The organism is Bordetella tumulicola (assembly GCF_965138755.1).
Classification (GTDB): Bacteria; Pseudomonadota; Gammaproteobacteria; order Burkholderiales; family Burkholderiaceae_B; genus Bordetella_A; species Bordetella_A tumulicola.
The window spans coordinates 295857-322321 of sequence record NZ_CBCSFP010000003.1 but is presented as its reverse complement, the minus strand read 5'-3'; the positions used below and the strand labels follow the sequence as shown (position 1 = coordinate 322321).

At 58.7% G+C, this 26465-nt stretch carries 26 protein-coding genes; 16 read left to right on the top strand and 10 right to left on the bottom strand.

All coding sequences use genetic code 11. The features are described 5' to 3' along the window. Positions 1-8 precede the first annotated feature (8 nt). From ACNAZS_RS11815 to ACNAZS_RS11790, 6 genes are all read left to right on the top strand, one after another. Positions 9-281 (top strand): XapX domain-containing protein, encoded by a 273-nt coding sequence (locus tag ACNAZS_RS11815; RefSeq protein WP_415789366.1) that lies wholly within the window; start codon positions 9-11, stop codon positions 279-281. A gap of 214 nt (positions 282-495) precedes the next feature. Continuing rightward, positions 496-2391, top strand: coding sequence for an amidohydrolase (locus ACNAZS_RS11810; RefSeq protein WP_415789364.1), 1896 nt, complete (start codon positions 496-498; stop codon positions 2389-2391). Between the two features lie 14 nt (positions 2392-2405). Beyond that, positions 2406-2846 carry a DoxX family protein gene (locus ACNAZS_RS11805; protein WP_415789362.1) on the top strand — a complete coding sequence of 147 codons (441 nt, stop codon included), beginning with the start codon at positions 2406-2408 and terminating at the stop codon, positions 2844-2846. Beyond that, a complete protein-coding gene (locus ACNAZS_RS11800) occupies positions 2843-4459 on the top strand; it encodes an MFS transporter (RefSeq protein ID WP_415789360.1) in 1617 nt (538 codons plus the stop codon). Before ACNAZS_RS11805 ends, ACNAZS_RS11800 begins: the two co-directional genes overlap by 4 nt. A gap of 157 nt (positions 4460-4616) precedes the next feature. Then, positions 4617-5600 (top strand): LysR family transcriptional regulator, encoded by a 984-nt coding sequence (locus ACNAZS_RS11795; RefSeq protein WP_415789358.1) that lies wholly within the window; start codon positions 4617-4619, stop codon positions 5598-5600. A 55-nt stretch (positions 5601-5655) separates the two neighbouring features. Then, the gene (locus ACNAZS_RS11790) at positions 5656-5961 is read left to right on the top strand and encodes a DUF4148 domain-containing protein (protein ID WP_415789356.1); all 306 of its coding nucleotides are present in this window, start codon (positions 5656-5658) and stop codon (positions 5959-5961) included. 59 nt (positions 5962-6020) lie between these two features. Here the strand turns inward: ACNAZS_RS11790 and ACNAZS_RS11785 are convergent, their stop codons facing one another. From ACNAZS_RS11785 to ACNAZS_RS11775, 3 genes are all read right to left on the bottom strand, one after another. Further along, positions 6021-6524 (bottom strand): DoxX family protein, encoded by a 504-nt coding sequence (locus ACNAZS_RS11785; protein ID WP_415789354.1) that lies wholly within the window; start codon positions 6522-6524, stop codon positions 6021-6023. 104 nt (positions 6525-6628) lie between these two features. Continuing rightward, positions 6629-7135, bottom strand: a complete 507-nt coding sequence (locus tag ACNAZS_RS11780; protein ID WP_415789352.1) for a DUF1097 domain-containing protein — start codon at positions 7133-7135, stop codon at positions 6629-6631. Between the two features lie 270 nt (positions 7136-7405). Beyond that, the gene (locus ACNAZS_RS11775) at positions 7406-8392 is read right to left on the bottom strand and encodes a GlxA family transcriptional regulator (RefSeq protein ID WP_415789350.1); all 987 of its coding nucleotides are present in this window, start codon (positions 8390-8392) and stop codon (positions 7406-7408) included. A gap of 86 nt (positions 8393-8478) precedes the next feature. Here ACNAZS_RS11775 and ACNAZS_RS11770 point away from each other — a divergent pair, with 86 nt between their 5' ends. The 6 genes from ACNAZS_RS11770 (at position 8479) to ACNAZS_RS11745 (ending at position 14584) form a co-directional block, all read left to right on the top strand. Next, positions 8479-9162 (top strand): DJ-1/PfpI family protein, encoded by a 684-nt coding sequence (locus tag ACNAZS_RS11770; protein ID WP_415789348.1) that lies wholly within the window; start codon positions 8479-8481, stop codon positions 9160-9162. Positions 9163-9212: 50 nt separating this feature from the next. Then, positions 9213-10439 carry an ABC transporter substrate-binding protein gene (locus ACNAZS_RS11765; protein WP_415789346.1) on the top strand — a complete coding sequence of 409 codons (1227 nt, stop codon included), beginning with the start codon at positions 9213-9215 and terminating at the stop codon, positions 10437-10439. Next, complete coding sequence (locus ACNAZS_RS11760) at positions 10436-11200, top strand: ABC transporter ATP-binding protein (RefSeq protein WP_415789344.1); 765 nt, start codon at positions 10436-10438, stop codon at positions 11198-11200. Before ACNAZS_RS11765 ends, ACNAZS_RS11760 begins: the two co-directional genes overlap by 4 nt. 2 nt (positions 11201-11202) lie before the next feature. After that, on the top strand, positions 11203-11913 hold the full coding sequence (locus ACNAZS_RS11755; protein ID WP_415789342.1) for an ABC transporter ATP-binding protein: 711 nt from the start codon (positions 11203-11205) through the stop codon (positions 11911-11913). A 1-nt stretch (position 11914) separates the two neighbouring features. Further along, positions 11915-13825, top strand: a complete 1911-nt coding sequence (locus tag ACNAZS_RS11750; RefSeq protein ID WP_415789340.1) for an ABC transporter permease — start codon at positions 11915-11917, stop codon at positions 13823-13825. Positions 13826-13888: 63 nt separating this feature from the next. Next, positions 13889-14584: a DJ-1/PfpI family protein gene (locus ACNAZS_RS11745; RefSeq protein WP_415789338.1), complete on the top strand. Its 696-nt coding sequence runs from the start codon at positions 13889-13891 to the stop codon at positions 14582-14584. A gap of 77 nt (positions 14585-14661) precedes the next feature. Here the strand turns inward: ACNAZS_RS11745 and ACNAZS_RS11740 are convergent, their stop codons facing one another. The 5 genes from ACNAZS_RS11740 to ACNAZS_RS11720 all read right to left on the bottom strand — a co-directional run bounded on the left by ACNAZS_RS11740 (position 14662) and on the right by ACNAZS_RS11720 (position 19603). After that, positions 14662-15249 carry a DJ-1/PfpI family protein gene (locus ACNAZS_RS11740; protein WP_415789336.1) on the bottom strand — a complete coding sequence of 196 codons (588 nt, stop codon included), beginning with the start codon at positions 15247-15249 and terminating at the stop codon, positions 14662-14664. A gap of 56 nt (positions 15250-15305) precedes the next feature. After that, entirely contained in the window at positions 15306-16265 is a 960-nt protein-coding gene (locus tag ACNAZS_RS11735) for a substrate-binding domain-containing protein (protein WP_415789334.1), read from the bottom strand. Between the two features lie 68 nt (positions 16266-16333). After that, positions 16334-17323, bottom strand: a complete 990-nt coding sequence (locus ACNAZS_RS11730) for an ABC transporter permease (protein ID WP_415789332.1) — start codon at positions 17321-17323, stop codon at positions 16334-16336. Beyond that, a complete protein-coding gene (locus ACNAZS_RS11725) occupies positions 17289-18923 on the bottom strand; it encodes a sugar ABC transporter ATP-binding protein (RefSeq protein WP_415789330.1) in 1635 nt (544 codons plus the stop codon). Before ACNAZS_RS11725 ends, ACNAZS_RS11730 begins: the two co-directional genes overlap by 35 nt. After that, positions 18920-19603: a GntR family transcriptional regulator gene (locus tag ACNAZS_RS11720; RefSeq protein ID WP_415789328.1), complete on the bottom strand. Its 684-nt coding sequence runs from the start codon at positions 19601-19603 to the stop codon at positions 18920-18922. Before ACNAZS_RS11720 ends, ACNAZS_RS11725 begins: the two co-directional genes overlap by 4 nt. 172 nt (positions 19604-19775) lie before the next feature. Here ACNAZS_RS11720 and ACNAZS_RS11715 point away from each other — a divergent pair, with 172 nt between their 5' ends. Next, positions 19776-20990 carry an iron-containing alcohol dehydrogenase gene (locus tag ACNAZS_RS11715; RefSeq protein WP_415789326.1) on the top strand — a complete coding sequence of 405 codons (1215 nt, stop codon included), beginning with the start codon at positions 19776-19778 and terminating at the stop codon, positions 20988-20990. A gap of 52 nt (positions 20991-21042) precedes the next feature. After that, entirely contained in the window at positions 21043-21879 is an 837-nt protein-coding gene (locus ACNAZS_RS11710) for an alpha/beta hydrolase (RefSeq protein WP_415789324.1), read from the top strand. Positions 21880-21974: 95 nt separating this feature from the next. Here ACNAZS_RS11710 and ACNAZS_RS11705 read toward each other — a convergent pair whose 3' ends face one another. After that, positions 21975-22463: an isochorismatase family protein gene (locus tag ACNAZS_RS11705; RefSeq protein ID WP_415789322.1), complete on the bottom strand. Its 489-nt coding sequence runs from the start codon at positions 22461-22463 to the stop codon at positions 21975-21977. A gap of 141 nt (positions 22464-22604) precedes the next feature. Then, positions 22605-23492: an MBL fold metallo-hydrolase gene (locus ACNAZS_RS11700; protein WP_415789320.1), complete on the bottom strand. Its 888-nt coding sequence runs from the start codon at positions 23490-23492 to the stop codon at positions 22605-22607. A 117-nt stretch (positions 23493-23609) separates the two neighbouring features. On the opposite strand from ACNAZS_RS11700, the gene ACNAZS_RS11695 reads away from it, so the two are divergent. Then, positions 23610-24572: a GlxA family transcriptional regulator gene (locus tag ACNAZS_RS11695; RefSeq protein ID WP_415789318.1), complete on the top strand. Its 963-nt coding sequence runs from the start codon at positions 23610-23612 to the stop codon at positions 24570-24572. Positions 24573-24771: 199 nt separating this feature from the next. Continuing rightward, positions 24772-26454: a flavin monoamine oxidase family protein gene (locus tag ACNAZS_RS11690; protein ID WP_415789316.1), complete on the top strand. Its 1683-nt coding sequence runs from the start codon at positions 24772-24774 to the stop codon at positions 26452-26454. Positions 26455-26465: the final 11 nt, after the last annotated feature.

Here is a 26465-nt window from a genome sequence, read left to right as displayed (position 1 = left end):
AGGTGTGTATGAAGCTCTATGTATTGTCCCTGAGCGCCGGTTTGCTCGTCGGCGTCATTTACAGCATGTTGAGTGTCCGCTCTCCTGCACCACCTCTGGTCGCACTGATCGGGCTGCTGGGCATTCTCATCGGCGAGCAAATCATCCCGGTCAGCAAGCAGTTGCGCAGCGGCGTTGCGTTCAACACCGCCTGCGAGAAGACCCAAGCCACCCATCATGTATTAGGTCAGTTGCCCGGTCGGAACACGGTCGGCAAGGTATCCGAAACAGATCAAGCATAAGCACCACCACGGCAATCCTTCGAGCCTGTGCGTGACGGCGCGTGCTTGGTTGATTGGGCGGGCGAGTGCACTTGAATCATCAACTGGAGTCAAACCGATGATATCCCGGAGAAAAGTTGTCGGTGCCGCAACGTCGCTGGCATCCGCGTTGGCGCTGAACGGCGTCTTGGGCCGCAGTGCGGCAGCTGAAGCATTCAGAAAAGGAGAGTCTTCCATGTCCGATGCTGTTCCCGACATTATTTTCCACAACGCCCAGATCACGACGCTTGATCGCAGCAACCCCGTTGCCAGCGCCGTGGCGATCAAGAACGGTCGGTTTCTTGCCGTCGGCACGGACTCGGATATCCTGCCCTTGGCCGGTTCAGCCACCCGGGTCGTCGATCTCAAGCGCCGCAGCGTGTTGCCCGGTCTGTTCGACAACCACACCCATGTGGTACGCGGTGGCTTGAACTACAACCTTGAATTGCGCTGGGATGGCGTGCGCTCGCTGGCCGATGCTCTAGACATGCTCAGGCGCCAGGTCGCGATCACGCCTGCGCCGCAATGGGTGCGCGTGGTGGGTGGCTTCACCGAACATCAGTTCGTGGAAAAACGCCTGCCGACCATTGCAGAAATCAATGCGATTGCTCCTGACACACCCGTGTTCCTGCTGCACTTGTATGACCGTGCGCTGCTCAATGGCGCGGCCTTGCGCGCCGTCGGTTATACCAAGGACACGCCCGAGCCACCGGGCGGCCAGATCACCCGCGACGGTAATGGCAATCCCACCGGTCTGCTGCTGGCTAAGCCCAATGCGATGATTCTCTATTCCACGCTGGCCAAGGGGCCGAAGCTGCCGTTCGACTATCAAGTCAACTCCACTCGGCATTTCATGCGCGAACTCAACCGCCTGGGCGTGACCGGCGTGATCGACGCTGGCGGCGGTTTCCAGAACTATCCGGACGACTACGAAGTCATCCAGAAGCTGGCCGACGAAGGACAGATCACCGTACGCCTGGCCTATAACCTGTTCACGCAAAAGCCCAAGGAAGAAAAAGAAGACTTCCTGAAATGGACGTCCAGCGTGAAATACAAGCAGGGCGACGACTATTTTCGCCACAACGGCGCTGGCGAGATGTTGGTGTACTCGGCCGCCGACTTCGAGGACTTCCGCGTCGAACGCCCGGATATGCCGCCGCAGATGGAGGGCGAGCTGGAGGAAGTGGTACGCGTGCTGGCGCAGAACCGGTGGCCGTGGCGGCTGCATGCGACCTATGACGAAACCATTACGCGCGCGCTGGATGTGTTCGAGAAGGTCAACGAGGACATCCCCTTGGAGGGCATCAACTGGTTCTTCGACCACGCCGAGACGATTTCCGACAAGTCCATCGACCGCATTGCGGCGCTGGGCGGCGGCATCGCCGTGCAGCACCGCATGGCCTACCAGGGCGAGTACTTCGTCGAGCGCTACGGGGCCCGGGCAGCCGAGGCCACCCCACCGGTCAAGCGCATCCTGGAAAAGGGCGTGAAGGTCTCGGCCGGCACCGATGCTACCCGCGTGGCCTCCTACAACCCCTGGGTGTCGCTGTCGTGGATGATCACCGGCAAAACGGTCGGCGGTCTTGGCTTGTATCCGCGGCACAACCTGCTCGACCGCGAAACGGCGCTGCGTATGTGGACCGAGAACGTGGCCTGGTTCTCCAACGAGGAAGGCAAGCGCGGCCGTATCGAGGCTGGTCAGTTCGCCGACTTGATCGTGCCGAGCAAGGATTTTTTCAACATTCCCGAGGACGAGATTTCCTTCCTGACTTCGCACCTGACCGTCGTGGGCGGCAAGATCGTCTATGGCGATGGCGAATTTGCTGGGCTGGATGACAACCCGCTGCCGCCGGCCATGCCCGACTGGTCGCCCACGCGTACCTTCAAGGGCTACGGTGCCTGGGGCGAGCCAGACGGCGCCGGCAAGAAATCGCTGGCACCACTGCATGCCCAGGCCGTCGCTGCTTGTGGATGCGCCAGCGGCTGCGGTCTACACGGCCATGACCATGCGCGAGCCTGGGCATCCAACGCGCCGGCATCGGATCTGAAAGGATTCTTCGGTGCGCTGGGCTGCTCTTGCTGGGCCGTGTAAAGGAAACCGACCCCATGTCAACTCTCGACCCCTTTGCAAGCAAGCTGGCCGCCGCCGCGCGGCCGTTGTTTGGCAACCGCACCGTTCGCTTCGTCGCCTATCTGGGCATGTGTGCGGCATACCTGCAGGGCGGCCTAGTTAAGCTCACCGATTTTCCTGGTGCGATCGCCGAAATGACGCATTTCGGGTTGTCGCCGGCCCCGCTGTTCGCGGTGGCGGTGATCGCGCTCGAGTTGGTGGCCTCGTTGATGATCCTCACGGGGTGGCTACGTTGGCTTGGGGCGTTGGGGCTGGCCGGCTTTACGCTACTGGCCACCGGTCTCGCCCTGCGTTTCTGGGAGTTGCCAGCCGGGCAGGAGCGCTTCTTCGCTGCCAATTCGTTCTTCGAGCACCTCGGATTGGTCGGCGGTTTTCTGCTGGTGGCATGGCTGGATTTGCAGGAGAAACGGACATGACGGACAAGATCGCTGCGTCGAACGAATCGTCGAGCACCTTCGCGCCCCTGAGGCAAACCCTGTTCGCGGTGCTTTGGGTGGCCACCGTGGTCGGCAATACTGGCAGCTTCGTCCGCGATGTTGCCAGTGCGTGGTTGATGACCGATTTGTCGACTTCCCCTGCGGCCGTGGCACTGGTGCAGGCTGCAGCGACATTGCCCGTGTTCCTGCTGGCGATTCCCGCAGGCGTGCTGGCTGACATTCTCGACCGGCGAAAATTCCTGATCGGCATCCAGTTCCTGCTGGCCGGCACCAGCATCAGCCTGATGCTGCTGTCCGCAGCGGGACTTCAGTCGGTGGGCTCGCTGGTCGCACTGACCTTTCTCGGCGGCATCGGCGCGGCGCTGATGGGGCCAACTTGGCAGGCCATCGTGCCTGAACTGGTTCAGAAGAAGGATTTCAGGAGTGCAGTGGCACTCAATTCGCTGGGCATCAATATTGCGCGTGCCGTCGGTCCGGCACTGGGCGGGCTGATCCTTGCCAGCATGGGTGCGGCCTTCACTTATGGTGTGGATGTCATCAGCTATCTATTCATCGTGGCCGCCCTGTTGTGGTGGCCGCGTCCGAAGGCCCAACAAGATGTGTTATCCGAGAAGTTCGTTGGGGCCTTCCGTGCCGGGTTGCGCTACGCCCGCGCCAGCCGCGAACTGCACGTGGTACTGCTGCGCGCCTTTCTGTTCTTCGCGTTGGCCAGTTCGATCTGGGCACTGCTGCCGCTGGTGGCGCGCCAGTTGCTCGGCGGCGGCGCGGGCTTCTACGGCATTTTGCTCGGGGCGGTCGGCCTGGGTGCGATCGGTGGGGCGGTCATCATGCCACGGCTGCGCGCTCGCCTGGGCGTCGACGGTCTGCTGTTGATGGCCGCGCTGGTGACAGCGGCGGTGATGGCGTTCTTGTCCTTCGCTCCGCCGCAGTGGGCGGCGGTGGCTGCGCTGCTGGTGTTGGGCATCGCCTGGATCACGGCTTTGACCACGCTCAATGGCGTGGCCCAGGCCATCCTGCCGAATTGGGTACGCGGGCGCTCGCTGGCGGTGTATCTGACCGTGTTCAACGGCGCCATGACCTTGGGTAGCCTGAGTTGGGGTGCGGTTGCGCAATGGACTTCGGTGCCGTTCACCCTATTGGCCGGTGCGAGCGGGCTGGTGCTGGTCGGCCTGGTGGCCCACCGGATCAAGCTGCCTACGGGAGAGGCCGACCTCGTGCCCTCGAACCACTGGGCCGAACCGCTGACGGCCACGCCGGTCGAAAACGATCGTGGCCCGGTGCTGATCCAGATCGAATACCGCGTCACCGTGCAGGATCGGCCCGATTTTCTCAAGGCGCTCGCCCGGCTATCCGCCGAGCGGCGGCGCGATGGCGCCTATGCCTGGGGTATCACTGAAGATACCGCCGACCCTGGCCTGATGCTCGAATGGTTCCAGGTCGAGTCGTGGGCTGAACATCTGCGCCAGCACAAGCGGGTATCCAGGGCTGATGCCGATATTCAGGACGACGTACTGCGCTTCCATCAGGGCGAGCAGCGCCCGGTAGTACGCCATTTTCTGGCCTTCAACCATCCGCATGAAGGGCGTGCATAGGAGATTGCCATCCGGCACGTCAATCTCCCCCAGGCTTGGAGTCAGTCCTCTACCCGTCTGAACTGTCAGGCAGAGGTCAGGAAGTTGACAGCGGAGCACGTATAAGTTCGCAGTATGAGCTCAAGCAACAGTCAATATCCGGAAGAACCGCAGAACAATGGCGTCTTATGACCACGCATTCAATTTAAACGACCTAGCCATTTTTGTAGAAATCGCCAAACGGCAGAACATCTCCAAGACGGCGGAAGTGACAGGCGTTCCTTCGTCCACGTTATCGCGTCGTCTGAGTATTCTGGAAGCCCATCTCGGCGTGCAGCTTCTGGCCCGAAGCACGCGAAAAATGGCCCTTACCGAGGCGGGGAAACTCTACTTTGAACGCTGCCGGAAACTTATTGAACTTGCGTTTAACGCGCGTGAAGCGTTGCAGGAGGAGGGACGCCGACCCCGCGGGAAGCTAAAGATCTTGCTGCCCGGCACGCTTGAGTCGCTAAGGGTTATGGAAGTGATCGGCGATATCGTGCGAACTAGTCCCGAGTTGTTCGTCGAGTGCGACTATTACTTTGGCGAAAATTCACTTGCAGACTGCGAGTTCGACGTTGCGCTGAGATGGGGCACTCAGGCGGACACGGATATGGCCGCACGTTTGATTTGGCTCTTTCCCTTCCATCTTTATGCATCGCCAGCATATGTTGCGCGGCATGGGCAGCCGGAAACGCCGGAAGATTTGCAAGCGCATGAATGCCTGGTATTCGACGGTTGTCGCGAATTGCGGATCTGGTCGCTTGGACAAGGGAGTAAGCACCAACTCGTTTATCCGCAAGGGCCTTTGCGGATGAATAGTCTGGATATTACGTATCGCTTTGCCCTGGCCGGTATTGGCATCGCCGCGCTTCCTGCCCATCGCGATAGGCGCGATACGCTCGTGCGAGTATTGGAAGACTGGGCGCTCACGCCCGTTGCGCTTTATGCCACCTATGGCAGTAGCACGCCGTCGGTAAGTGCTCGCGCATTCGTCACGGCACTTATCGAATTGTCCCGAGGATCATGCAATGAGAAGTCCTCACGCGTAGCTGACAAAAATGTTCGGTTGCGGTCATGCTTGGGTCAGCTTCAGGAATCTACAGTGCAGGTGTGGGGTTGACAAGCGCCGCATGACTTGTCAACGCCAACCCGACAATCTCTGAAGGAAATTCATCATGACTACTCGCACTAACATTTCGCGTCTTCTTGCTTGCGCCATTTTGGGCACGGGCTTTGTTTCCGCTACTCAAGCACAAGAGGAAACGCCTGCCCAAACCGCGCACAGCACCAGCACCCGTGCCGAAGTCGTCGCGGACCTGCAAGCTTGGAAAGCAACTGGCATGGACGATGTGTGGCACGGAGAGAACACGCCGGACATTGATAGTCTCACGTATCGCGAGCTTCACGAACGCTACGTTCAAGCGAGCGGAAACGATACGTCAAAACTCGCGCAGCGGACTAACGGCAGTATGCTTCGTTGAGCGTTTCCACCGTCGTGATGGATGGGTGCGCACCTGCACCTATCCATCCGGCGGTGCTACTAGCTCCGGTGGACGTGGCGATGAAGTCGCGAGTCCAATGCATAGGCCCCGCCGCCTCGCGCCACCATATATAGCGCCAGAAATCCCATCAACACCGGAAACTCGATGCCACGGTCGATCCAGGGCCACGTCGGCCCGAGCGCATAGCTGATGGCTACCATTTCCAGGGCAACAAGGCATGCGACGAATCGCGTGCACAGGCCGAGCGCCAGCATGAGGGCACCGCCTGTTTCCAGCAGCATGACCAGGATTCCCAATTGCGGAGCGAATGGCAGCCCCATCACATTCTGGATCAGATTAATCGACCCGGCCATCGGGTCGGCCATGGAGCCGTGTGATGTGCCGAGCGCCTTGGGAAGACCGTGAGTGAACAGCACGGCACCGAAAGCGATGCGTAGCAGGGCGTAAAAGGCGGGTTCACAGCGTTCGCAGTATCGTCGCAGGATCGCAAGCGCACTTGGCGTTGGCTGTCCCATCGAGTTTGCCGTAATTTCCGTCGTCATCATCATTCTCCTTCAATAGCCGTGTGGGATGTAGTCCAAGCGTTGGTGAACGGCATGGCAGCTTTGCTATGGCGCAAGTGGTCTATCAAAAAAACGATGTGAGGTCAGGATGCGGAACCGGCGGGACGAACCGCGCGGACGCGATGCGCCCAGGCATGCGCGAGAAAACCCGCCGTTGCGCCGATCGCTGCGGCCAAGCTGAGGCTGGCGAAGCTATCTGGCGTGGGCGGCAGGTGCGAGGCAAAGTACGACACCAAGCCAAGGAAAAACCCGAGCAGGTTATTCAATACCGGCAGCCGGGCAAGCGACAGCGCAATCACCGTGATAACCATCACCACGGCACCGATTGCGTAGGTCCCCAGATGCGGGCCGAGGGCACCCAGCAGGTGGGCGCCAGCGATGCCTAGCGATAGTCCGATGAGTACGCAGCCCAGGTTGACCAGCCCAGCCTTGAAGTTGAAGCCGCGGGTAAAAAACGAGATCCAACCGATGAACATCGCCCATACCGGCAGCTCCAACACCACCGCACTCAAGGTGGCTGCCGAAGACGCCACGATCGATTCGCCCACTACGATTCGGAAATGCATATTCCAGGAATGACTAGCCGACATGGAACGCCTCCGTATGGATGTGCACACGGAACGGTCGGCGACCGAACGGCGTATCGATCGCGTCGATAAGGGTGGTTTTAAGTGCCGCGTTTGTATTCATGGCGTGCTCCGGATTGAAAGCGGGCGACATACCCGAGGAGCACATTGTTCTTGTTTAGTCTAATGAGATAAATGGGGCTAAATTAGTATATGAATTCAATCAGGAACAACAATACAGATTGGCCGGCTCAGGGCTGGCCCGCGTGGAGCGAGCCTTAAGTTTCGTACCCCTCACCCCGCAGCATCGCAACCACCACGACGGTGCAACTCACGGAAAAGCAGCGGCGACATGCCAAAGCGCCTGTCGAACGCCTTTGATAGCTGCGCCGCGGTGAGGTATCCGACTTTTGCCGCGATCTCCTTGAGCGACATGCCGCTGGCGAGGTAAACACGGGTCTGATCCAGCCGTAGGGTTTCAATGAACCGCGCGGGGGTTTCCCCCATGCTGCGCGCGAAGTGCCTCAAGAACGTGCGCTCCGACATCGAAACTCGCGCGGCCAGTGTGGGCACGTCAAGCTGTTGGGTGAGGTTTTCCCGAATCCATTCGATCAGCTCCGCAAAGGGGGCCTCCGCCTGGCTTTGCGCATTCAATACCGCGCTGAACTGGGATTGATAACCTGGACGTCGCGCGTATAGAACCAGGCGCCGGGCTATCAGGTTCGCAACGGTATCGCCCAAGTCCGCGGCGACCATGGCCAAGCTCATATCGATACCCGTCGTCACGCCGGCAGACGTCCACAAGTTTCCCTCTGTCACGAACACCGCGTTGGCATCCACGATGATATCGGGCCACCGCTCGGCCAGCGTGGTACAGGCCGACCAGTGTGTCGCGACACGCTTTCCGTCCAGCAGCCCAAAGTCAGCCAGCGCGAAGGTGCCCGTGCAGATCGATCCGTAACGGCGGGCGACCTTGCTGGACTTCACCGCCCAGCGCCGGACGGTCTCGTTGGCCGTGAGCAGTTGCAGCCCGGCCTCGTCGCCGCCCGCGACCAGCAAGGTGTCGACCAGAGAGGGGTCCAGCTCGTGGATCGATTTGGTGACCAGCGTTACCGCGCTGCTGGTGTCTATCGGGCCGCCGTCTGCCGAAAGAATGTGCACGTGATAGTGCATGTTTCCGAGCGCGTCGTTCGCCGCCTGAAAGACCATGGCAGGCGCCGTAACGTCCAGCACCTGGCACCTGGGGAAAGCGAGGAGGGCAATGTTGAGCGGCGGTGACATTGGCGGATATTAGCTAGATATTGTCATTTACGCCACCATGCATCGATTCCATAATCGGTCATCGTTTAGGTATCAATGGACACTCCATGCTCACGCCTGTTCAGATCGGATTTCTGGTTTTCCCGCATGTTACGCAGTTGGATCTTATGGGGCCCGCGCAAGTGTTGAGTCGCGTGCCCGGGGCCAAGGTGCACCTTGCTTGGAAGTCGATTACGCCTTTGATGACCGATGTTGGTTTCACCATCAACCCGACGGTCTCGTTCGAACAATCTCCACAATTCGACGTGCTGTGTGTGCCGGGCGGCGCCGGCGTGGTTGAACAGTTGAGTGACGACGAAACCTTGGCCTTCTTGCGCACCCAAGGCCAGGCGGCCCGCTATGTCACGTCGGTCTGCAACGGTTCGCTACTGCTCGGCGCCGCTGGATTGATCGATGGCTACAAGTCGGCCTGCCATTGGATGTGGCGCCACTATTTGCCGCAATTTGGCGCACAGCCGGTGGCAGCGCGCGTGGTGCGGGACCGCAATCGTCTCTCCGGCGCCGGCGTGACGTCCGGCATTGATTTTGCTTTCAGCCTGGCTGAAGAATTAGCGGGCGGCGAGGTTGCGCGGATGATCCAGTTGGGGCTCGAGTATGACCCCCAACCGCCATTCGATTGCGGTTCACCCGAAAAAGCCGGTGCCGAACGGGTAGCTCGGGCGCGCTCGGCACAGGAGGCTTTTCTGAAGGACGTCGACGTCCACGTTGCGCGGGCCGCGTCACGAAGATAAGCCCGCGTCGGACCGTTGGTTTACCCATACATAAAACAAGGGGAAGGTTGATGAAAACCAGCATTCGTACATGGATTTTCGCGGCGGCCTGGGCCGTCACGCTACCGGCCTTTGGGCAGATTTCCGACGACGTAGTGCGGCTCGGAGTGATCAACGATCAGTCCGGACCGTTCTCCGCATTGAGCGGGCCAGGTTCAGCGCTGGCGGTGAACATGGCCGTTGAAGACATGCGGTCGCAACTCGGTGCGATCAAGGTGGAAGTGGTCGTGGCGGACCATCAGAATAAGCCCGACATCGGCTTGACGATCGTCAAGCGCTGGTTCGATGTGGACAAGGTCGACGCGGTACTCGATATTGCGAACTCGGCCGTGGCACTGGGCGTTCAGTCGCTCATCAAAGAGAAGAACAAAATTGCCATGTATGGGCCGATCGGGACTACCGATCTGACCGGCAAGCAATGCGCCAAGACCGGCTTTTCGTGGCAGCACGACTCGTACGCCCTGGTGTCTGGTCCGGTGAGAGCCCTGACCCAAAGCGGACTCGACACGTGGTACTTCGTCGCTGCCGACTTTGCGTTTGGCAAGAACATGGTGCAAGAGGCCAAGGCGCTGGTCGCGGCAAACGGGGGCAAAACGGTGGGCGAGACATACCATCCGATGAATACCTCGGATTACAGCTCGTTTCTGCTGCAGGCACAGGCGTCCGACGCGAAGGTCGTGATGTTCGCCAATGGCGGCGCGCAACTTGTCAATTCGATCAAGCAGTGGAAGGAGTTCGGCATGCAGGACGGCGCGCAACGGCCCGTCGCCGCGCTGCTCACGCTGTCGGACGTGCATGCGGCAAGCTTGGCCGTGGCGCAAGGTCTATCGGCCACCACCGCTTGGTACTGGGACCTGAATGATGATAGCCGCGCCTTCGCGCGACGTTTCTTCGAGCGCTTCAAGGCCATGCCCACGGAGTCGCAGGCCTCGATGTACTCGGCCGCCACCCATTATTTGAAGGCCGTCGTCGCAACCCAGACCGATGCGACCGATCCCGTGGCATCGCACATGCGCAGCACGCCGGTCAATGATATGTACGCGAAGAACGCAGTGTTGCGCGCGGACGGCAAGCTCATGCACGACTTCCTGTTGATCACCGTCAAGTCACCTGCAGAGTCCAAGGAGCCGTGGGATTACTACCGGGTCGATGGCGTCGTGGCAGCGAAAGACGCATTCGCACCCGAGAGCGCGAGTGACTGCCCGCTGATCAATGGTGCCGGCAGCGCAAGCAAATGAACGGGCGCACGCTTGCGGGCACGGCGCCCATTCTTTCCGCACGCGGGTTGACGTGCAGTTTCTCGGGGTTCACGGCGGTCAACAACGTCGACATCACCATTGAGCGCAATACCCTGCACTCCGTCATCGGGCCTAATGGCGCGGGCAAGAGCACCTTGTTCAACCTGCTGACACGATTCCATGATCCGGATTCGGGCAGCATCTTCTACAACGGCGTTGACATCACGCGCACGCTGCCGTCGCAACTGGCCAAACAGGGCTTGGTGCGATCGTTTCAGATATCTGCTGTGTTCCCTCGCCTGACCGTCGCGCAGAACGTCTGCATCCCCTTGCAACGCCTGTCTGGCCTGCAAAAAGTCTTCTGGCGTTCCGCCTCATGCCTGAGCGCGCTAGACGACCGCGTACATGCGCTGTTGCGCCAATTTGGATTGACCGACTGGGCCAATTCCATCGCGGGAGAGTTGCCCTATGGTCGCAAGCGGGCTCTGGAGCTGGCCACTACATTCGCGCTCGACCCCGACATTGTGCTGCTGGACGAGCCCATGGCGGGGCTGGGCATCGAAGATGTGAACCGCGTCGCGGACCTCATCGCGGAACATGCCAGCGACAAGACCATTGTGATGGTCGAGCACAACCTGAAGGTCGTCGAGAGGCTATCGAATATCGTCACCGTTCTGTGCCGGGGCGAGGTACTCGCTGAAGGCTCCTACGACGACGTGGCGGCCGACGAGCGGGTCCTGCAGGCCTACATAGGACACTGATCATGGATAAATCGGCAGCCGTTCTTGAGGTATCGGATTTGTGCGCGGGATACGCCGGCAATCAGGTCCTGGATAACATCAGCTTCCGCTTGCAGCGCGGGGAGATCGTCACGTTGCTTGGCCGCAATGGCGCCGGGAAATCCACGATACTGAAATGCTTGATGGGTTTCGTCAAAGAGAAGGTGGGCTCGATCAATTTCGAGGGTGTATCGATCGCACGGTGCACGCCTGAACAGATCGCTCGGCTTGGTATGGCGTACTGTCCTGAAGAGCGCGGCATCTTCTCGCAACTGAGCGTACAGGAAAATCTGACGCTGCCTCCGGTGATACGAGAGGGGGGGCTTACGCTGGACGAGATTCACCAGCTTTTTCCCAATCTACGCGAGCGCGGAGCCAGCCAGGGTACCAAGCTGTCCGGCGGTGAACAGCAGATGCTGGCGATCGGTCGCATCCTGCGCACGGGTGCCAAATGCCTGCTGCTGGACGAGCCCAGCGAAGGCCTGGCGCCCGTCATCGTGAAGCTCATCGCGCAGACGATGCACGAGCTCAAGCGCCGCGGTTTCACTATCCTGTTGGTGGAGCAGAACCTGCGCTTTGCGAGCGAGCTGGCGGACAGGCACTACGTCATGGAGACCGGGCGCGTGGTCGACATGCTGACACGCGTGGACATGGAACAAGACAACACGCGCGTCCAAGTCTATCTGGGGATTTGACATGATTGAATCACTGGGTCTTTCTCCTGCCCTGTTCGGACAACTGCTCCTCGGACTGATAAACGGCTCTTTCTACGCGATGATGAGCCTCGGGCTTGCCATCATTTTCGGCCTGTTGAATGTCGTGAACTTCATGCATGGCGCCCAATACATGATGGGCGCCTTCACCGCATGGATGCTGCTGCAATGGTTCGGCATCGATTACGCTTACGCGCTCGTGCTGGCACCGCTTATCGTCGGCCTCAGTGGTGTTCTGCTGGAACGACTGTTCGTGCGTCGTCTCTATCATCTGGATCACATCTACGGTTTGCTGCTGACATTCGGGTGCACGCTCATCGTCGAAGGCCTGTACCGCAAGGCGTTCGGCGCCGCGGGCCTACCTTATGCGAATCCCATGCCAGGCGGGTTCCGTACCGCATTGGGCTACCTGCCGTATTACCGGGTCTGGATTCTGGCCGCTTCGCTGCTGGTCTGTGTGGCCACCTGGTATCTGATCGAGAAGACCAAGCTCGGTGCCTACCTGCGCGCCGCGATCGAGCGCCCCGATCTGGTGCGCGGCTTCGGCATCAATGTGCCGCGTATGGTGACGTTGGTCTATGGCTTTGGCGTCGCGCTCGCGGGTCTGGCCGGTGTGTTCGCCGCACCCATCTATAACGTCAGTCCCTCCATGGGCTCCAGCCTGATCGTGGTCGTCTTCGCTGTCGTCGTGATCGGCGGCATGGGTTCTGTCAAAGGCGCCATCGTAACCGGCTATCTGCTGGGGATCGCCGAAGGGTTGACCCGTTTTTACTATCCACCGCTTTCGGATACGGTCGTCTTCATTATCATGGCGGCGGTTTTGCTCATCAAACCCGCAGGCCTGTTTGGCAAAGGCGTCGTCGCCCAACACGCCGGCGCCGTGCTGGACAGCCGCGCCGACGTCGAGCCGAGACTGCGTACACGCCTCAGTTGGGCCATTTTCGTCGTCTGCGCGGCGGCACTGATCGCGGCGCCGTTCGTGGTGTATCCCACGTTTCTGATGAAGGTCATCTGCTTCGCCGCCGCCGCCAGTGCAATCAATCTGCTGCTGGGCTACATGGGCGTGCTGTCTTTTGGTCATGCCATGTTCTTCGGTCTGTCGGCCTACGTTGCAGGATATTTGGCAAAGGGTTGGGGCTGGGCGCCGGAGTGGGCCATCCTTGGCGCCACACTGGTGTCGGTGGTTCTAGGGGGTATTGTCGGCGTCATCGCGATCCGGTTGCGCGGCATCTACTTCGCCATGTCGACGCTGGCATTGGCGCAGATGGTCTACTTCTTCTGCCTGCAGGCGCCATTCACGAACGGCGAAGACGGCATCCAGCAGATACCGCGCGGCATCGCCTTCGGCGTGTGGGATCTGAAGAGCGACGTGTCCGCATACTACTTTGTCCTCTTGATGTGTGGCGCGGCGATCCTGCTGATCGCCAGATTGGTTCACTCGCCGTTTGGCCGTATCATCGCTGCCGTGCGCGATAGCGAGCCGCGGGTGATTTCCCTCGGCTACAACGCCAGTCGCTACAAATGGGCCGTCTTCGTCTTTTCTGCGGGCGTTACGGGCCTCGCGGGCGCGACCAAGGTCATCGCTGTCCAGATCGCCACCCTGACTGACGTGAGCTGGCATATCTCGGGCGAACTGCTGCTCATGACGCTGGTCGGCGGACTGGGCACGATCACCGGACCCATCCTGGGCGCGATTGCTCTCATCGGCATGGAAACCTATATGTCCGAACTGCGGGATTGGGTCATCATTGCCCAAGGCGCCGTCTTTGTTGTCGTCGTGCTCGCCTTTCGTGGAGGTATCGTCGGCAGCCTTGGCAACGCCTGGCGTAGGCACCGGAGCCCCGCACCCAAGCCGCGCGCAGGTCGCCTTATCACGACCGATGCCACACGATAAGCGAGCCAGTGCAAGCAAACCTGATCCTCATCCCTCGCGTATTCCGAAAAAGGATATCCAGACATGACCGACAAACACCTGCAGATCGGTATCATCGTGTTCGATGGTATGACGTCCCTCGATGCTCTCGCGCCATTCGAAGTGCTGGCCCGCACGCCCAACAGTACCTGCCATTTGGTCTGGAAGCATTGTCGACCCATCAAGGGCGATACCGGACTGATCGTGACGCCATCTCTGTCGTTCGATGACGCCACGCAGTTGGATGTCATCATGGTCCCTGGCGGACCAGGACAGAACGATTTGATGGCCGACGAAGAACTGCTGGGTTTCTTGCGCAAGCAGGCCGCCGGAGCCCAATGGGTGACATCCGTGTGTACGGGTTCGCTGCTCCTGGCAGCGGCAGGTCTGCTGAACGGCTATAAGGCGACCAGCCACTGGCTATCTCTGGATTTTCTGCGCCTGTTTCCCGTTGAAGTCGTGCCCGAACGCGTGGTTATCGATCGCAATCGGGTGACGGGGGGCGGTGTGACCTCGGGCCTGGACTTTGCATTCGTCTTGCTGTCATTGCTGCGTGGCGATGAAGCCGCCCGCACGCTTCAGCTCTTGATGGAGTACGACCCGGCGCCGCCGTTTCGTAGCGGACACCCTGATGTGGCCGACGTTGGCACGGTCGACGCGGTCAGGCAGCTTGCGGCCGGCATGCTCGAGAAGCGCCGTGCGGTCTGCCTCGAGGCGGCACGCATACTGGCGCAGCGGTAATACGTCCAGAGGTGCCAAAAGAACGATAGGTGCCCGGGGCCGATGCTGCCAAGCCTCGGGCGCCTCGTGCCTGCGGGCTACGAATGCGTAATGTTCGTCCCCAATACTTTCATGCACTCGCGCATGAAAGCGGCCAGTCCCGTCCAACCTTTCGCTGATACCATGGTGCCATCGACATACGCTTCGTGGGGCTTCACGTCGATGTAGGTGCCGCCGGCAAGGATCACTTCGGGTTCGCAGGCACCTAGCGCCGCTACCTTCTTGCCTCGAACCACGCCCTCTACCGCGACAAGAATCTGTACGCCATGGCAGATGGTGAAGATCGGCTTCTTGGCCTCATGGAAGTGACGCACCATGGCCTGGATCCGCTTGTCCGTGCGGATGTATTCCGGTCCGCGGCCGCCCGCGCAATATACCGCGTCATATTCCTCGACGCGCACCTCGGAGAACGTTTTGTTGATTTCGACTAGATGGCCGAATCGCTCGATATAGGTTTGGTGCCCTTCGAAATCATGCAACGAGCTCTGAATTATTTCACCCGCTTTCTTGTCGGGGCAGATCACATGGACGATATGGCCTACGGCCTCCATGCCTTGCTGGAAAACATAGATTTCATATTCTTCGGTGAACTCACCGCAGAGCATAAGAATTTTCTTGCCTCTCATTTGATCCTCCTTTGGGCTGTTATCACGGCCGGAATGATGGTCCCGGCCAACTATCGTCAGAATGGGCTGTCGGGGAAATAGAACTGGTCGGCGTTCTCGGGTGTGATCAACGGCGCGTCGAGCTTGAAACTTCCACGCATCGGCGCCTGCCCACTGAGCTGGGCTGCCGTCATGTAGATGGCCGATTTGATCATCGAGGGCGGGTAGGGCGTCGAGATAGGAGTGACGGGGTTTTTTGCTTTTACGAGTTCGATCACGTCTTTCATGCCGTTGCCACCCAATGCATATTTGATCTCGGTGCGGCCGGATTGCTTGATCGCTTCCAGCACACCCAGCAGCATGTCGTCGTCATTGGCCCAGACGGCGTCGATCTGAGGATACTTGGCCAGATAGTCCTGCATCAGCGTAAAGGCCTGATCCTGGTTCCAGTTGGCATATTGAATGTCGAGAATCTTGATGTCGGTGCCGTTAATGACGTCGGTGAAACCCTTGATTCGTTCATCGTCAATCACCGTCGGGATGCCGCGCAGCACGACGATTTTTCCTTTTTTACCCAACTTCTCTGCCAGCCATTTCGCGGTGTTTGCGCCCACGGCGATATTGTCGCCCGCGACATACAGATCGTGAATCGTCGGGTCGGTCAGGCCGCGATCGACGACTGCGATAAAGGTGCCTCCCGCCTTTACTTGCGCGACCGGGCCGGTCAGTTCTTCCGAGGTAAAGGGCAGGATGACCAATGCGTCGAGCTTCTGGCTGGCAGACAGATCTTCCAATGCCGATACTTGCGCCGTCGCCGAAGGCGACGTCTTTACCACAACATCGATATTGGGGAATGCGGCCTTTATCTCTTTCGCAGCCTGTTCTGCGTGATAGACAACGCCTCCTGTCCAGCCGTGAGTGGCTGCCGGAATTGAAACGGCGATTGTCTTTTTGGTCTGCGCCAAGGCACTGGTTGCGGTAGCTGCCATCAGACTGAGGGCCAGCATCGCGAGTGCACGCTTGGTTATAGATGTCATTGTTTGTCTCCTGATTATGGTTGTCATGTCATGTCTCCTTTGAAAACCTTCACCCTTTGTCGTGGTGATTATTTGATGAAGCGATGCGCCAACATGGCGAGGATGATGATGACCCCTTGCACGGCTGCGACGAGGTATTCCGAAACCATGTTGGATAGCACCATCAGGTTTGCAATCATCTCCAGAATCAGTGCGCCGGCGACGGTTCCCCAGATCCGGGCCTTGCCTCCCCGAAGTAGCGTGCCGCCAATCACGACGGCGGTAATGACCTGCAATTCCCACAATTGGCCTGTCGTCGGTGTCGCGGCACCGAGCCGGGGGATATAGCAGATCGCCGCAATGGCGACACAGAGTCCCTGTATCACAAAGGCAATGGTGCGTACTTTCGTGACCGAGATGCCCGAGAAGCGCGCCACATCGGCATTCGAACCGGTGGCCATGCAACGGCGTCCGTATTTTGTTCGGTACAGGATGAAGGCTCCGACCAGGGCGACAGCCAACGTGATGGCGACCGGTATCGGAATACCGAGCACATCTCCGAAATAGACCGGCCGGTAGGATTCGCGCAGCTCCCGGGCCATCGGAATCGAGCCGCCATCGGACATCCAGGTAATCAGGGCGCGAAAAATTCCCATCGTGCCAAGTGTGGCGATGAAGGGTTCGATCTTGCCCACGGTCACGATCAACCCATTCAGCAGTCCACAGGCCGCACCGACCAGAAGCCCCACGATCGCGCCGACGAAAATAGCGTTGGCTCCGATCGAGGGTTCAAGCCGGTTCATCGTCAGGATCATGATGCCGGTCACGAAGGCCATCATCGATCCGACCGACAAGTCGAGACAGCGAGATGAAATCACAAAGGTTGCGCCCACCGCGATGATCGCGATGAAGGCCGATCGCGTGACGACGTTCGCCATGTTGGTTCCGGTCGCGAAGTTCGAGTTCAGCATCGTGCCGGCCAACACGACCACTGCCAGTGCGATGAACGGGCCCATGGCCGCCCAGCGGATGCGTCGTGGCGTTTTAATGATCGCGATATTCGTCGTCGCGCTTGTCATTCTGGTCTCCTACCTTATTTATCGTTATAGGGTCTTGCAGGTCTATCTCATGCGCGTTGCCACTGGTGGCCGCATAGACGACGTTATGTTCGGTAATCTGGTCGCCAGTGAGCTCGGCCACGATGCGTCCTCCACGCATCACCAGGACTCTATCTGCGAGGCCGACAAGCTCCGGCAGTTCTGATGAAATCACGATGCAAGCTTTGTTTGATCGAACCAGGCGGTCGATAAAGTCGTAGATCTGGCTTTTGTTGCCGATGTCGATGCCGCGTGTCGGCTCGTCGATAATGACAACTGAAGGGTCGGTCATCATCACCTTTGCCAGCAATAGTTTTTGCTGGTTGCCGCCAGACAGTTGGCCGGCGTTCAGGTGGACTGAATGGACGCGGATGTCGTAGTCGCGAACGGCTTTATCCAGTGCTGCGGCCTCTTTGTCGTGATCCAGCGCAAGACGCGGATGGATTCGGTCCAGCGCCTGCAGGGTCAGGTTCGGGGCTAGCGGCTCGTCCAGCAAGAGGCCCTTTCCCTTGCGGTCTTCCGTCAAATAAACCAGGCCCCGTTCTCGCCAGTCCCTGACTGACAGATGCTCGACCGCGTTACCCGCCAGTTCGATCCGGGTTACCTCGGCGGGCCGCAGACCCATTAGCCCTTCGCACAGTTCGGTGCGACCAGAGCCGATCATGCCGCCGATACCAAGCACCTCGCCACGACGAATCGTCAGACTCGCCTGGATCGCGCCGCGATCGACCGATAACCGTTCAACCACCAATAGCGGGGCGCCCGATGACGGTGGGCGTTTAGGGGGATACAACACGTCGAGCTGGCGGCCGACCATCAGCTCGGCCATGCGGCGCTGCGCCAGGCCTGACGCGGGCCAGGTGCCGATCATCTTTCCGTCGCGCAGTACGGTGACGCGGTCGGCCAGCGCTTGAACCTCGTCCAGGCGATGTGAAATATATAGGACGGCAACCCCTTGTGCCCTTAGTCCACGGACCACCTCCAGCAGTGCGGCGACCTCGTCGTTGGCCAGAACGGCGGTAGGCTCATCGAAAATCACGACCTTGCGCGGTTGCAGCAGCGCCCGGCCGATTTGTACCAACTGCCGTTGTGCCAACGGCAGGTCGCCCACATGGTCGCGCGGGTGGCAGTGGGCTCCGATAGAGGCCATCACGTCGGCAGTGCGTTGGTTCATGGCGCGGTCATCGATCAGGATGCCACGTGATAGTTCACGGCCAAGAAAGAGATTCTCTGCGACCGTCAGATCGGGTGCTAACAGAATTTCCTGATGCACCAGGACGACGCCTGCAGCTTCTGCTGCGGCGGCATCGGCGAAAGCGATCGGCTGCCCTTGCATGAGCAGACGACCTGCTGTGGGGCTTACGTAGCCGGCCAACAGCTTCATCAATGTCGATTTTCCTGCGCCGTTTTCGCCGATCACCGCGTGGACCTCGCCGGCGCGAATATCCAGCGTGACATCGGACAAAACGGTGATCGGGCCATAGGCTTTTGTCAGTCCCGCGGCGGCCAGCGTCGGAACGGAACACGCGTCTACCGCCGCCGGGATGGTGGCCGATAGCGGTGAAGCGTCAGCGGCAATCATTCGAAGGCCGCCATCAGGCGATCACGTGAGCATTGGATATGTTCACGCATGGCGGTTTGTGCGGCCGTCGCGTCCCCCGCACGGAAGGCCGCCAGCAACTTCTCGTGCTCTTGCAGCGCCTCTTGGGTGACGCGGCTATGGAACATCAGGCGGAACAGGTGCAGATGTACGTGCTGATTGAAGAGCGTCGCGCGGATGATTTCGTTCCCGGCAATCCTCATGATCTCGTCGTGAAAATCCGAGTCGATTCGGGCAAAACGAGAATAACGGCTGGTCCGATCCACCGGCGTTCCCCCATCCGCCATGTCGGCCGCAATGTTCTCGATATGGTCAAGTGCGGCGGGGGTCATATTCAGTGTCGCCAGGCGTGCGCCTTCCGGCTCGATCAGCAACCGGAAGTTGAATAAATCCTCGAATTGCTTGCGGCTCAGTTGTGGGGCGGCGCTGTAGCCAATGAGATGTGCCTTGTGAACCAGCCCTTCGCGTTCCAGCCGCGAAAGGGCTTCACGCACAGGGGTCTGCGAGACGTTCAGGTCTCGGGCGATCAAATCGATGGGAATGCGGGCGCCGGGTGCAATGGCAAGCGACATCAGTCGTTCATAGATGCCGTTGTAGACATCATCGACCACGCTTGACCGGCGCACGGCGACACCATTCTGACTTTCTCGTTGCACGGCCATTTCCTCAGGGCGCTCCGTAAGTTCATCTTGACATGCACAAATGGTGGCAAATATCATATCCAATGTCAAATAAAATATCCTATACGATATGATTTATGGGATCGGGTCTATACCAAATAAGCGCGGCCGCATGCTGGCGGTCGTCACGATAAGTACAACGAGGGGACGCTGAATGACGCATTTCGGTGCAATGAGATCGCCGCGCGAAGTGATATTCGGCAGCGGACAACGCAAGGCGCTGGGCCTTGTGGCGAAACGGCTGGGTCGGCGGGCGCTGGTAGTCACGGATCAGCGCCTGGCAGGTGACGCTGATTTCCTGGCTATGGTCATGGACTTACAGGCTAGCGGTCTGGCTGTGCGGATCGAAAGCGGCACCTTGCCAGATGTGCCGGTACCCGCCACGCTCCTCGCCGCTGACGCCGCGCGTGAGTTCGCCGCGGATGTGGTGATTGGGGTCGGCGGAGGCTCTTGTCTGGATATGGCGAAGTGCATCGCGCTGCTGCTGAGCCATGGCGGGCAACCGCAGGATTACTACGGCGAGCTGAAGGTGCCTGGCCCCGTCTTGCCAGTGATCGCCGTTCCGACCACCGCCGGAACCGGCTCGGAGGTCACTCCGGTCGCGGTCCTGTCAGATAACGAGCGAACGCTCAAAGTGGGCATCTCCAGTCCTTATTTGATTCCGATGGTGGCGATCTGCGACCCTGAGCTGACGTTGACTTGCCCCGCTACGCTGACCGCTATCGCCGGCGCCGATGCGCTGACCCATGCGATCGAGGCGTTCACCGCCGCACGTCGCGAGGTCACCCCTGGCTTAACCCAAGATAGAGTGTTCATCGGCAAAAATACGCTATCCGATCAATACGCGCTGACCGCAATCTCGCTGCTGTGGAAAGGACTTGAGGCTGTATGCGCAGACGGCAAGAATCTGGTCGCACGATCTCAGGTGATGCAGGGGGCAATGTTCGCGGGGTTGGCGTTTGGTGTCGCCGGCACGGCCGCGGCCCATGCTATTCAATATCCGGTTGGCGCAGTCACTCACACCGCACATGGGGCGGGTGTGGCTTGCCTGATGCCTTGGGTGATGCAATGGAACCGTCCTGTGATTGGCGCCGAACTAGAACAAATGGCCGCGGTCATGAGCCTGCCAAACGGCGCAGCGGTGATTCCCGCTATCGCGGCGCTGTTCGCCCGTATCGGGATTCCGCCCACGCTGGCCCAGCTTGGGCTGGTCGAAGATCAATTGGATTGGGTGGCGGATCAAGCTTGCGGCATCGAACGGTTGATCCAGAATAATCCCCGCCCGCTCGACCGCAGCGACATGCGAAAGCTTGTCCAAGCCGCTTATTCCGGTGTTGCCGACGTGATGCAGGGCGCGGAGGTGGCGTAATGGGTGTGCTCGAATTCCTGGGGCCAAAATATTTCGCGGTGGACTGTTGAACATGACTCAAGACCTTTATCGCAACCGCGATTTCATCCCGGATTTCGACGAGATCGTCACCGAGACAGCTGTCCGGTCTCGAGAGTTTGCCAAGCGGGTCGAAATACGGCCCAACGTGCCCTATGGTCCGGGACCACGTGAACGGATAGATATTATTCTTCCGCCCCGCATGGCAAAAGGTGCTCCGCTTCATGTGTTCATTCACGGCGGTTACTGGCGCTCGGGCAGCAAAGAGGATCATTGGCTTGTGGCCGCGCCCGTGCTGGCTGTGGGCGGAATTGCTGCCCTTGTCACCTACGACCTGATGCCTGGCACCAGGCTGGGACCTATCGTCGCGCAGGTTCGCGCGGCTGTTCGGCATTTGACCGCGATGGCTCCGGATCTCGGCGCCGACGCTAAGCGCCTCACCGCCAGCGGCCATTCGGCAGGCGCGCATTTGGCAAGCTACCTGGCCGCGGTAGGTGCCGAGGAAGAATGCGCCCCGCCGGATCTGCCCACGCTTGGCGGCCTGCTACTCGTTAGTGGCATTTACGACCTCACAGATATCCCCGGCAGCTTCTTAAAGAGCGAAGCGAGAATGACCCCCGCCGAAGCCTCGGCATGGTCACCTCTGACCTCCCGTCAAATGCGCGGCCCTCGACGTATCGTCATGGTCAGTGAAAGGGATACCGCGCCATTTCACTCTCAGGGCCGACAGTTTGCATCATTGCTGGAGCATACTGTTCATGACGCGCAATTCCGAGTCGAAGCCGGCCTCAACCATCTCACGATCGTCCTTGCATTGGGCGATCCCAAGAGTCCTTCAGGACTTTGTCTTTCAGGTCTGGTTGGCGGCTAAGGTCCTTGGCGATTCATCAGGATATCTGCGAAGGATTGGTCCTGCGCTGGAGGTCCTTGCGCAGGGTTCGAACTCGATAACGACAGTAATTGGTTCTACTCCACGTCGCATCGAGCGCTCAGGCCTTGCAAGGCTAAGTCACTCAAGGCTTGGGCTGGGGCGGCACAGCCTTTAGCGATGATGTGGACGTTCATGTCGAGCGCTTGTGGAGATAGGGCAGTGTGGGTGACGCAATGCTGAGTCATCATGCCAGTGAGATAAATGTCGGTGATGCCTGCTTCGCGCACGATTTTCTCTAAGTTTGTCTCGAAGAAGCTGTCGGCTTCATTTTTTACGACGATTGGAGCGTCACCCAATGCGGCGGCAATGGCACTGTGGATTTTCACGCCTTTGGTGCCGGGCTTGAAAGCGGGTGCGTGCGGAGAGTTGACGTGCTGCACTCCAACAACCAGCCATCCGTCGTGCTTTGCTTGTTCTATGGCCTCCACGGCACCTTTGCATGCTGCATCGGCATTTTCCAATGTAAATGCACCGCCGGGAAAATAATCATTTTGAATATCGATAACGATTAGTGCTTTTTTCATTGGGTTTCCTTATTGAGTTAGAGGCTGCTCAAAATTTGGGCAGCCTTGCTTCATTAGAACTTCATCGCTTCGCCATCGGCTGGCGCGAGAACACGAGAGGGGGCCATGCCTGTTTCGGTGGAAACGCTCATCACCGAACAATCAGAACCTCAAGGTCTCACCATCTTCGGGAATCATCACCCTTTTCTCAATTTTTTGGTCTTGCAAAAAGCCACGCAGCTCTTTGCGGCTGAGTGACATGTGGTTCACTGCATCCATGTGCACAGCCACGATTGCCGCATTAGGTGCTGCCTTTGCGGCTTGCAGTGTGTCCTGCTTGCCCATGATGATGGGATGCTCCTCAAAACCACTCATGATCGCGCTCCCGGTGTTGAGAATCACCACGTCTGGCTTGTACTGCTTCAGTGCTTGATCCACTTCCGGACGCCATACCGTGTCGCCAGCCACGTATACCGTTTTAGCCTTAGGAGCTGAAAACACGACCCCCATGACTGGGCCCATCGCCTCAGCACGTGCGGGGTCTGCAAACCACAAATCAGTGCCATGCTGACCTCCGGTTTTGCTCAGTCTCACACCATTAAATGTGGACGAGGCTTCGAGTACGCGTACATCTTTGAAGCCCTGATTGCGAATGATCTTGGCATCAGCTTCGTTCTGCGTGAATATAGGCAGGTTCTTGGGAATCGCTTTTTGAGCGGCCTCATCCCAATGGTCCGTATGGGTGTGGGTCACAACCACCGCTTCCACACTTTCAAGCACATCCTTCACTGGAAAAGGTAGATCTACCAAAGGATTTCTCAGTTCGCTGCGGTAAGTACCCGGGAAGCCTGGAAACTCCCCTTTGGCCGATAACATAGGGTCTACCAAAAAGGTCGTACCAGAAAAGTCGATTTTGATCGTCGCGTTACGGATCTGTTGCACCTTGACCGAGATGCCGGTGGTAGTTTCAGGGGCTGACCAAGCGGTAGCCGCGAAGGCTCCAAGCGAGAGCGAGACCAGCAAGGGGGCAAAGGCTTTCATCGAGTACATACGTAATCATCAGATTTGAAGTTGTAGAAGCACCTATTGTTGTGCCTGAAGCTTTTTTATAGAATTGACCCATAAGTCAATCTTCGAAAGATTTGGGCCAATTCGCTCTTTAACGCCATGCCAAAGCCACTTCCCCTCGTCGCCCTCGTTACTTACCCCCGCTTCAGCCCGTTTCACTTTGGCGTGCCGTTCTTGATATTCAGCGTCAATTTTCCCGAACACGCGCTGTTCGACCTGAAGATCGTCGCGCCAGGCGGTACAGCACTGGCTGCCGAGCGCGCATTGCTTGTTCAACCTGATGGCGGGCTGGAGTTGCTTGCGCAGGCAGACATCGTGGTGATTCCTGGTTGGCATGATCTAGACGAAAGTCCTGAGCCAGAGCTAATGGCCGCCTTGCTGCAGGCACGCCAGCGAGGAGCCCATGTGGTTGGCCTGTGCTACGGTGCGTATGCACTCGCCTATGCAGGCTTGCTTGATGGCAAACGCGCTTCCACACACTGGATGGCGGAGCAGGATTTCAAACTGCGTTTTCCGCAAGTGCAGTTGGACATGAATGCGCTGTATGTAGATGATGATGGCTTGATCACATCTGCCGGCACAGGGGCCAGCCTGGACTGTTGTCTCTATATCGTACGCAAGTTCTACGGCCAAAAAACGGCAAACAAAGTCGCCCGGATGATGGTCGTGCCGCCTCACCGAGAAGGTGGACAGGCTCAGTTTATTGAACAGCCTGTTGCTTCATCAACGCAAGACGCCAGAATCAACCAGATGATGGACTATCTGCGTGAACACCTGAATCAAGCACATTCGGTGGACGACCTAGCGCAACGTGCAGCCATGAGTCGAAGAACTTTCACACGGCATTTCAATAAGGCAACAGGCATGTCATTCATGGCGTGGCTCACCAACGAACGATTGCAACGCACGAGAGAGCTGTTGGAAAGTACGACGCTCCCGGTGGAGTCGATCGCGGATCTCGTCGGGTTTAAAACGCCGACGTCACTGCGCCAGCACTTCAAGAACAGAAATCAAGTCAGCCCTAGCGAGTGGCGGAAAACCTTTGGACGTCAAAATGAATGAGCTGTTCTGACCGCCACCTGTATAGCGAGCTTGATGAGGATGTCAGGCGCGACGTGGCTTTGTACTGGTACCTATTCCTATAGCCAACGGATTCGTCTCATCACCGACGCGAATGTCCGTTTCGGGCTACGCCCCTTAGAATGTTTGCTATCGCCAACCCAGACATGCGCGCAATTGCATGGCGCCCAGGAGCTGCATCTTGAATAAAGCCAACCGTCACCCGGTCGACGGCAAGAAACCTGTCACGATCTACGGTCCTGATTTTCCGTTTGCATTTGATGACTGGATTGAACACCCGGCCGGGCTGGGAAGTATTCCAACCGAGTGTCACGGCGAAGAAGTCGCCATTGTCGGTGGGGGGATTGCGGGCCTGGTGGCTGCCTATGAATTGATGAAACTGGGCCTCAAGCCAGTTATCTATGAAGCTTCGCGATTGGGTGGTCGTCTGCGCTCCCAAGCGTTCGAAGGGACTGATGGAATCATTGCTGAGCTGGGTGGTATGCGTTTTCCGGTTTCGTCGACGGCGTTCTATCACTACGTGGATAAGCTGGGGCTCGAAACCAAGCCTTTCCCAAATCCGCTGACGAGCGCATCCGGCAGCACGGTTGTCGATCTAGAAGGCGAAACGCACTACGCACAGCAGCTTTCGGACCTGCCGAAGCTGTTTCAAGAGGTCGCAGATGCCTGGGCGGATGCGCTAGAAGAGCGAGCCCATTTCAGTGACATCGAGCACGCGATTCGTGAGCGCGACGTTCCGCGCTTGAAGGCATTGTGGAACACGTTAATACCACTGTGGGACGATCGCACATTCTACGATTTTGTCGCCACCTCGAAATCGTTCGCGAAACTCAGCTATTTGCACCGCGAAGTGTTCGGCCAGGTAGGATTCGGCACAGGAGGGTGGGATTCAGACTTTCCTAATTCGATGCTGGAGATTTTTCGCGTGGTCATGACGCATTGCGATGACCACCAGCACTTGATCGTGGGAGGCGTAGAACAAGTACCCCAGGGGATCTGGCGGCATGCGCCGCAGCAGTGCGCTCACTGGCCGGCCGGAACGAACCTGATTGGTCTGCACAACGGCGCACCACGTTCGGGGGTCAAGAGCATCGCCCGCGCCGAGGATGGCCGACTGGCAGTCACTGACAGCTGGGGTGATACCCGCCACTATGCGGCCGTCCTGACAACCTGCCAGAGCTGGTTGCTGACGACCCAGATCGAATGCGAAGAATCGTTGTTCTCGCAAAAAATGTGGATGGCGCTCGATCGCACTCGCTATATGCAAGCCTCCAAGACATTTGTGATGGTTGACCGCCCCTTTTGGAAAGACAAAGATCCGGAAACCGGCCGTGATGTCATGAGCATGACGCTGACCGACAGGTTGACCCGCGGCACCTACCTGTTCGATAACGGAGACGATAAGCCAGGTGTGATTTGCCTGTCCTATTCGTGGATGAGCGATGCGCTGAAGATGCTGCCGCACCCCGTCGAGAAACGTGTCAAACTTTCTCTGGAAGCACTGAAAAAAATCTATCCGAATGTGGACATCGCTGGCCACATCATCGGGAATCCGATCACGGTTTCCTGGGAGGCCGACCCCTATTTCCTCGGGGCATTCAAAGGGGCTTTGCCGGGCCACTACCGCTATAACCAACGCATGTACGCCCATTTCATGCAGGACAAAATGCCGGTAGAGCAGCGTGGCATATTCATCGCCGGTGACGACGTATCCTGGACTCCAGCCTGGGTTGAAGGCGCAGTGCAGACGTCACTGAACGCCGTTTGGGGAATCATGAATCACTTCGGCGGCAAGTCGCACGCTGAAAATCCTGGCCCGGGTGATGTCTTTGCCGAGCTGGGTCCGATCACACTGGCGGATTAAGGAATGACTTC

What these genes read in the sequence shown, in the direction of transcription:
- ACNAZS_RS11765 (WP_415789346.1), top strand. Translation starts at nt 9,213, where the DNA reads ATGAAAACCAGCATTCGTACATGGATTTTCGCGGCGGCCTGGGCCGTC.
- ACNAZS_RS11700 (WP_415789320.1), bottom strand. Translation starts at nt 23,492, where the DNA reads ATGTACTCGATGAAAGCCTTTGCCCCCTTGCTGGTCTCGCTCTCGCTT.
- ACNAZS_RS11740 (WP_415789336.1), bottom strand. Translation starts at nt 15,249, where the DNA reads ATGAGAGGCAAGAAAATTCTTATGCTCTGCGGTGAGTTCACCGAAGAA.
- ACNAZS_RS11710 (WP_415789324.1), top strand. Translation starts at nt 21,043, where the DNA reads ATGACTCAAGACCTTTATCGCAACCGCGATTTCATCCCGGATTTCGAC.
- ACNAZS_RS11815 (WP_415789366.1), top strand. Translation starts at nt 9, where the DNA reads ATGAAGCTCTATGTATTGTCCCTGAGCGCCGGTTTGCTCGTCGGCGTC.
- ACNAZS_RS11715 (WP_415789326.1), top strand. Translation starts at nt 19,776, where the DNA reads ATGACGCATTTCGGTGCAATGAGATCGCCGCGCGAAGTGATATTCGGC.
- ACNAZS_RS11805 (WP_415789362.1), top strand. Translation starts at nt 2,406, where the DNA reads ATGTCAACTCTCGACCCCTTTGCAAGCAAGCTGGCCGCCGCCGCGCGG.
- ACNAZS_RS11810 (WP_415789364.1), top strand. Translation starts at nt 496, where the DNA reads ATGTCCGATGCTGTTCCCGACATTATTTTCCACAACGCCCAGATCACG.
- ACNAZS_RS11730 (WP_415789332.1), bottom strand. Translation starts at nt 17,323, where the DNA reads ATGACAAGCGCGACGACGAATATCGCGATCATTAAAACGCCACGACGC.
- ACNAZS_RS11795 (WP_415789358.1), top strand. Translation starts at nt 4,617, where the DNA reads ATGGCGTCTTATGACCACGCATTCAATTTAAACGACCTAGCCATTTTT.
- ACNAZS_RS11780 (WP_415789352.1), bottom strand. Translation starts at nt 7,135, where the DNA reads ATGTCGGCTAGTCATTCCTGGAATATGCATTTCCGAATCGTAGTGGGC.
- ACNAZS_RS11735 (WP_415789334.1), bottom strand. Translation starts at nt 16,265, where the DNA reads ATGACATCTATAACCAAGCGTGCACTCGCGATGCTGGCCCTCAGTCTG.
- ACNAZS_RS11755 (WP_415789342.1), top strand. Translation starts at nt 11,203, where the DNA reads ATGGATAAATCGGCAGCCGTTCTTGAGGTATCGGATTTGTGCGCGGGA.
- ACNAZS_RS11800 (WP_415789360.1), top strand. Translation starts at nt 2,843, where the DNA reads ATGACGGACAAGATCGCTGCGTCGAACGAATCGTCGAGCACCTTCGCG.
- ACNAZS_RS11720 (WP_415789328.1), bottom strand. Translation starts at nt 19,603, where the DNA reads ATGGCCGTGCAACGAGAAAGTCAGAATGGTGTCGCCGTGCGCCGGTCA.
- ACNAZS_RS11790 (WP_415789356.1), top strand. Translation starts at nt 5,656, where the DNA reads ATGACTACTCGCACTAACATTTCGCGTCTTCTTGCTTGCGCCATTTTG.
- ACNAZS_RS11695 (WP_415789318.1), top strand. Translation starts at nt 23,610, where the DNA reads ATGCCAAAGCCACTTCCCCTCGTCGCCCTCGTTACTTACCCCCGCTTC.
- ACNAZS_RS11775 (WP_415789350.1), bottom strand. Translation starts at nt 8,392, where the DNA reads ATGTCACCGCCGCTCAACATTGCCCTCCTCGCTTTCCCCAGGTGCCAG.
- ACNAZS_RS11745 (WP_415789338.1), top strand. Translation starts at nt 13,889, where the DNA reads ATGACCGACAAACACCTGCAGATCGGTATCATCGTGTTCGATGGTATG.
- ACNAZS_RS11705 (WP_415789322.1), bottom strand. Translation starts at nt 22,463, where the DNA reads ATGAAAAAAGCACTAATCGTTATCGATATTCAAAATGATTATTTTCCC.
- ACNAZS_RS11760 (WP_415789344.1), top strand. Translation starts at nt 10,436, where the DNA reads ATGAACGGGCGCACGCTTGCGGGCACGGCGCCCATTCTTTCCGCACGC.
- ACNAZS_RS11750 (WP_415789340.1), top strand. Translation starts at nt 11,915, where the DNA reads ATGATTGAATCACTGGGTCTTTCTCCTGCCCTGTTCGGACAACTGCTC.
- ACNAZS_RS11770 (WP_415789348.1), top strand. Translation starts at nt 8,479, where the DNA reads ATGCTCACGCCTGTTCAGATCGGATTTCTGGTTTTCCCGCATGTTACG.
- ACNAZS_RS11725 (WP_415789330.1), bottom strand. Translation starts at nt 18,923, where the DNA reads ATGATTGCCGCTGACGCTTCACCGCTATCGGCCACCATCCCGGCGGCG.
- ACNAZS_RS11785 (WP_415789354.1), bottom strand. Translation starts at nt 6,524, where the DNA reads ATGACGACGGAAATTACGGCAAACTCGATGGGACAGCCAACGCCAAGT.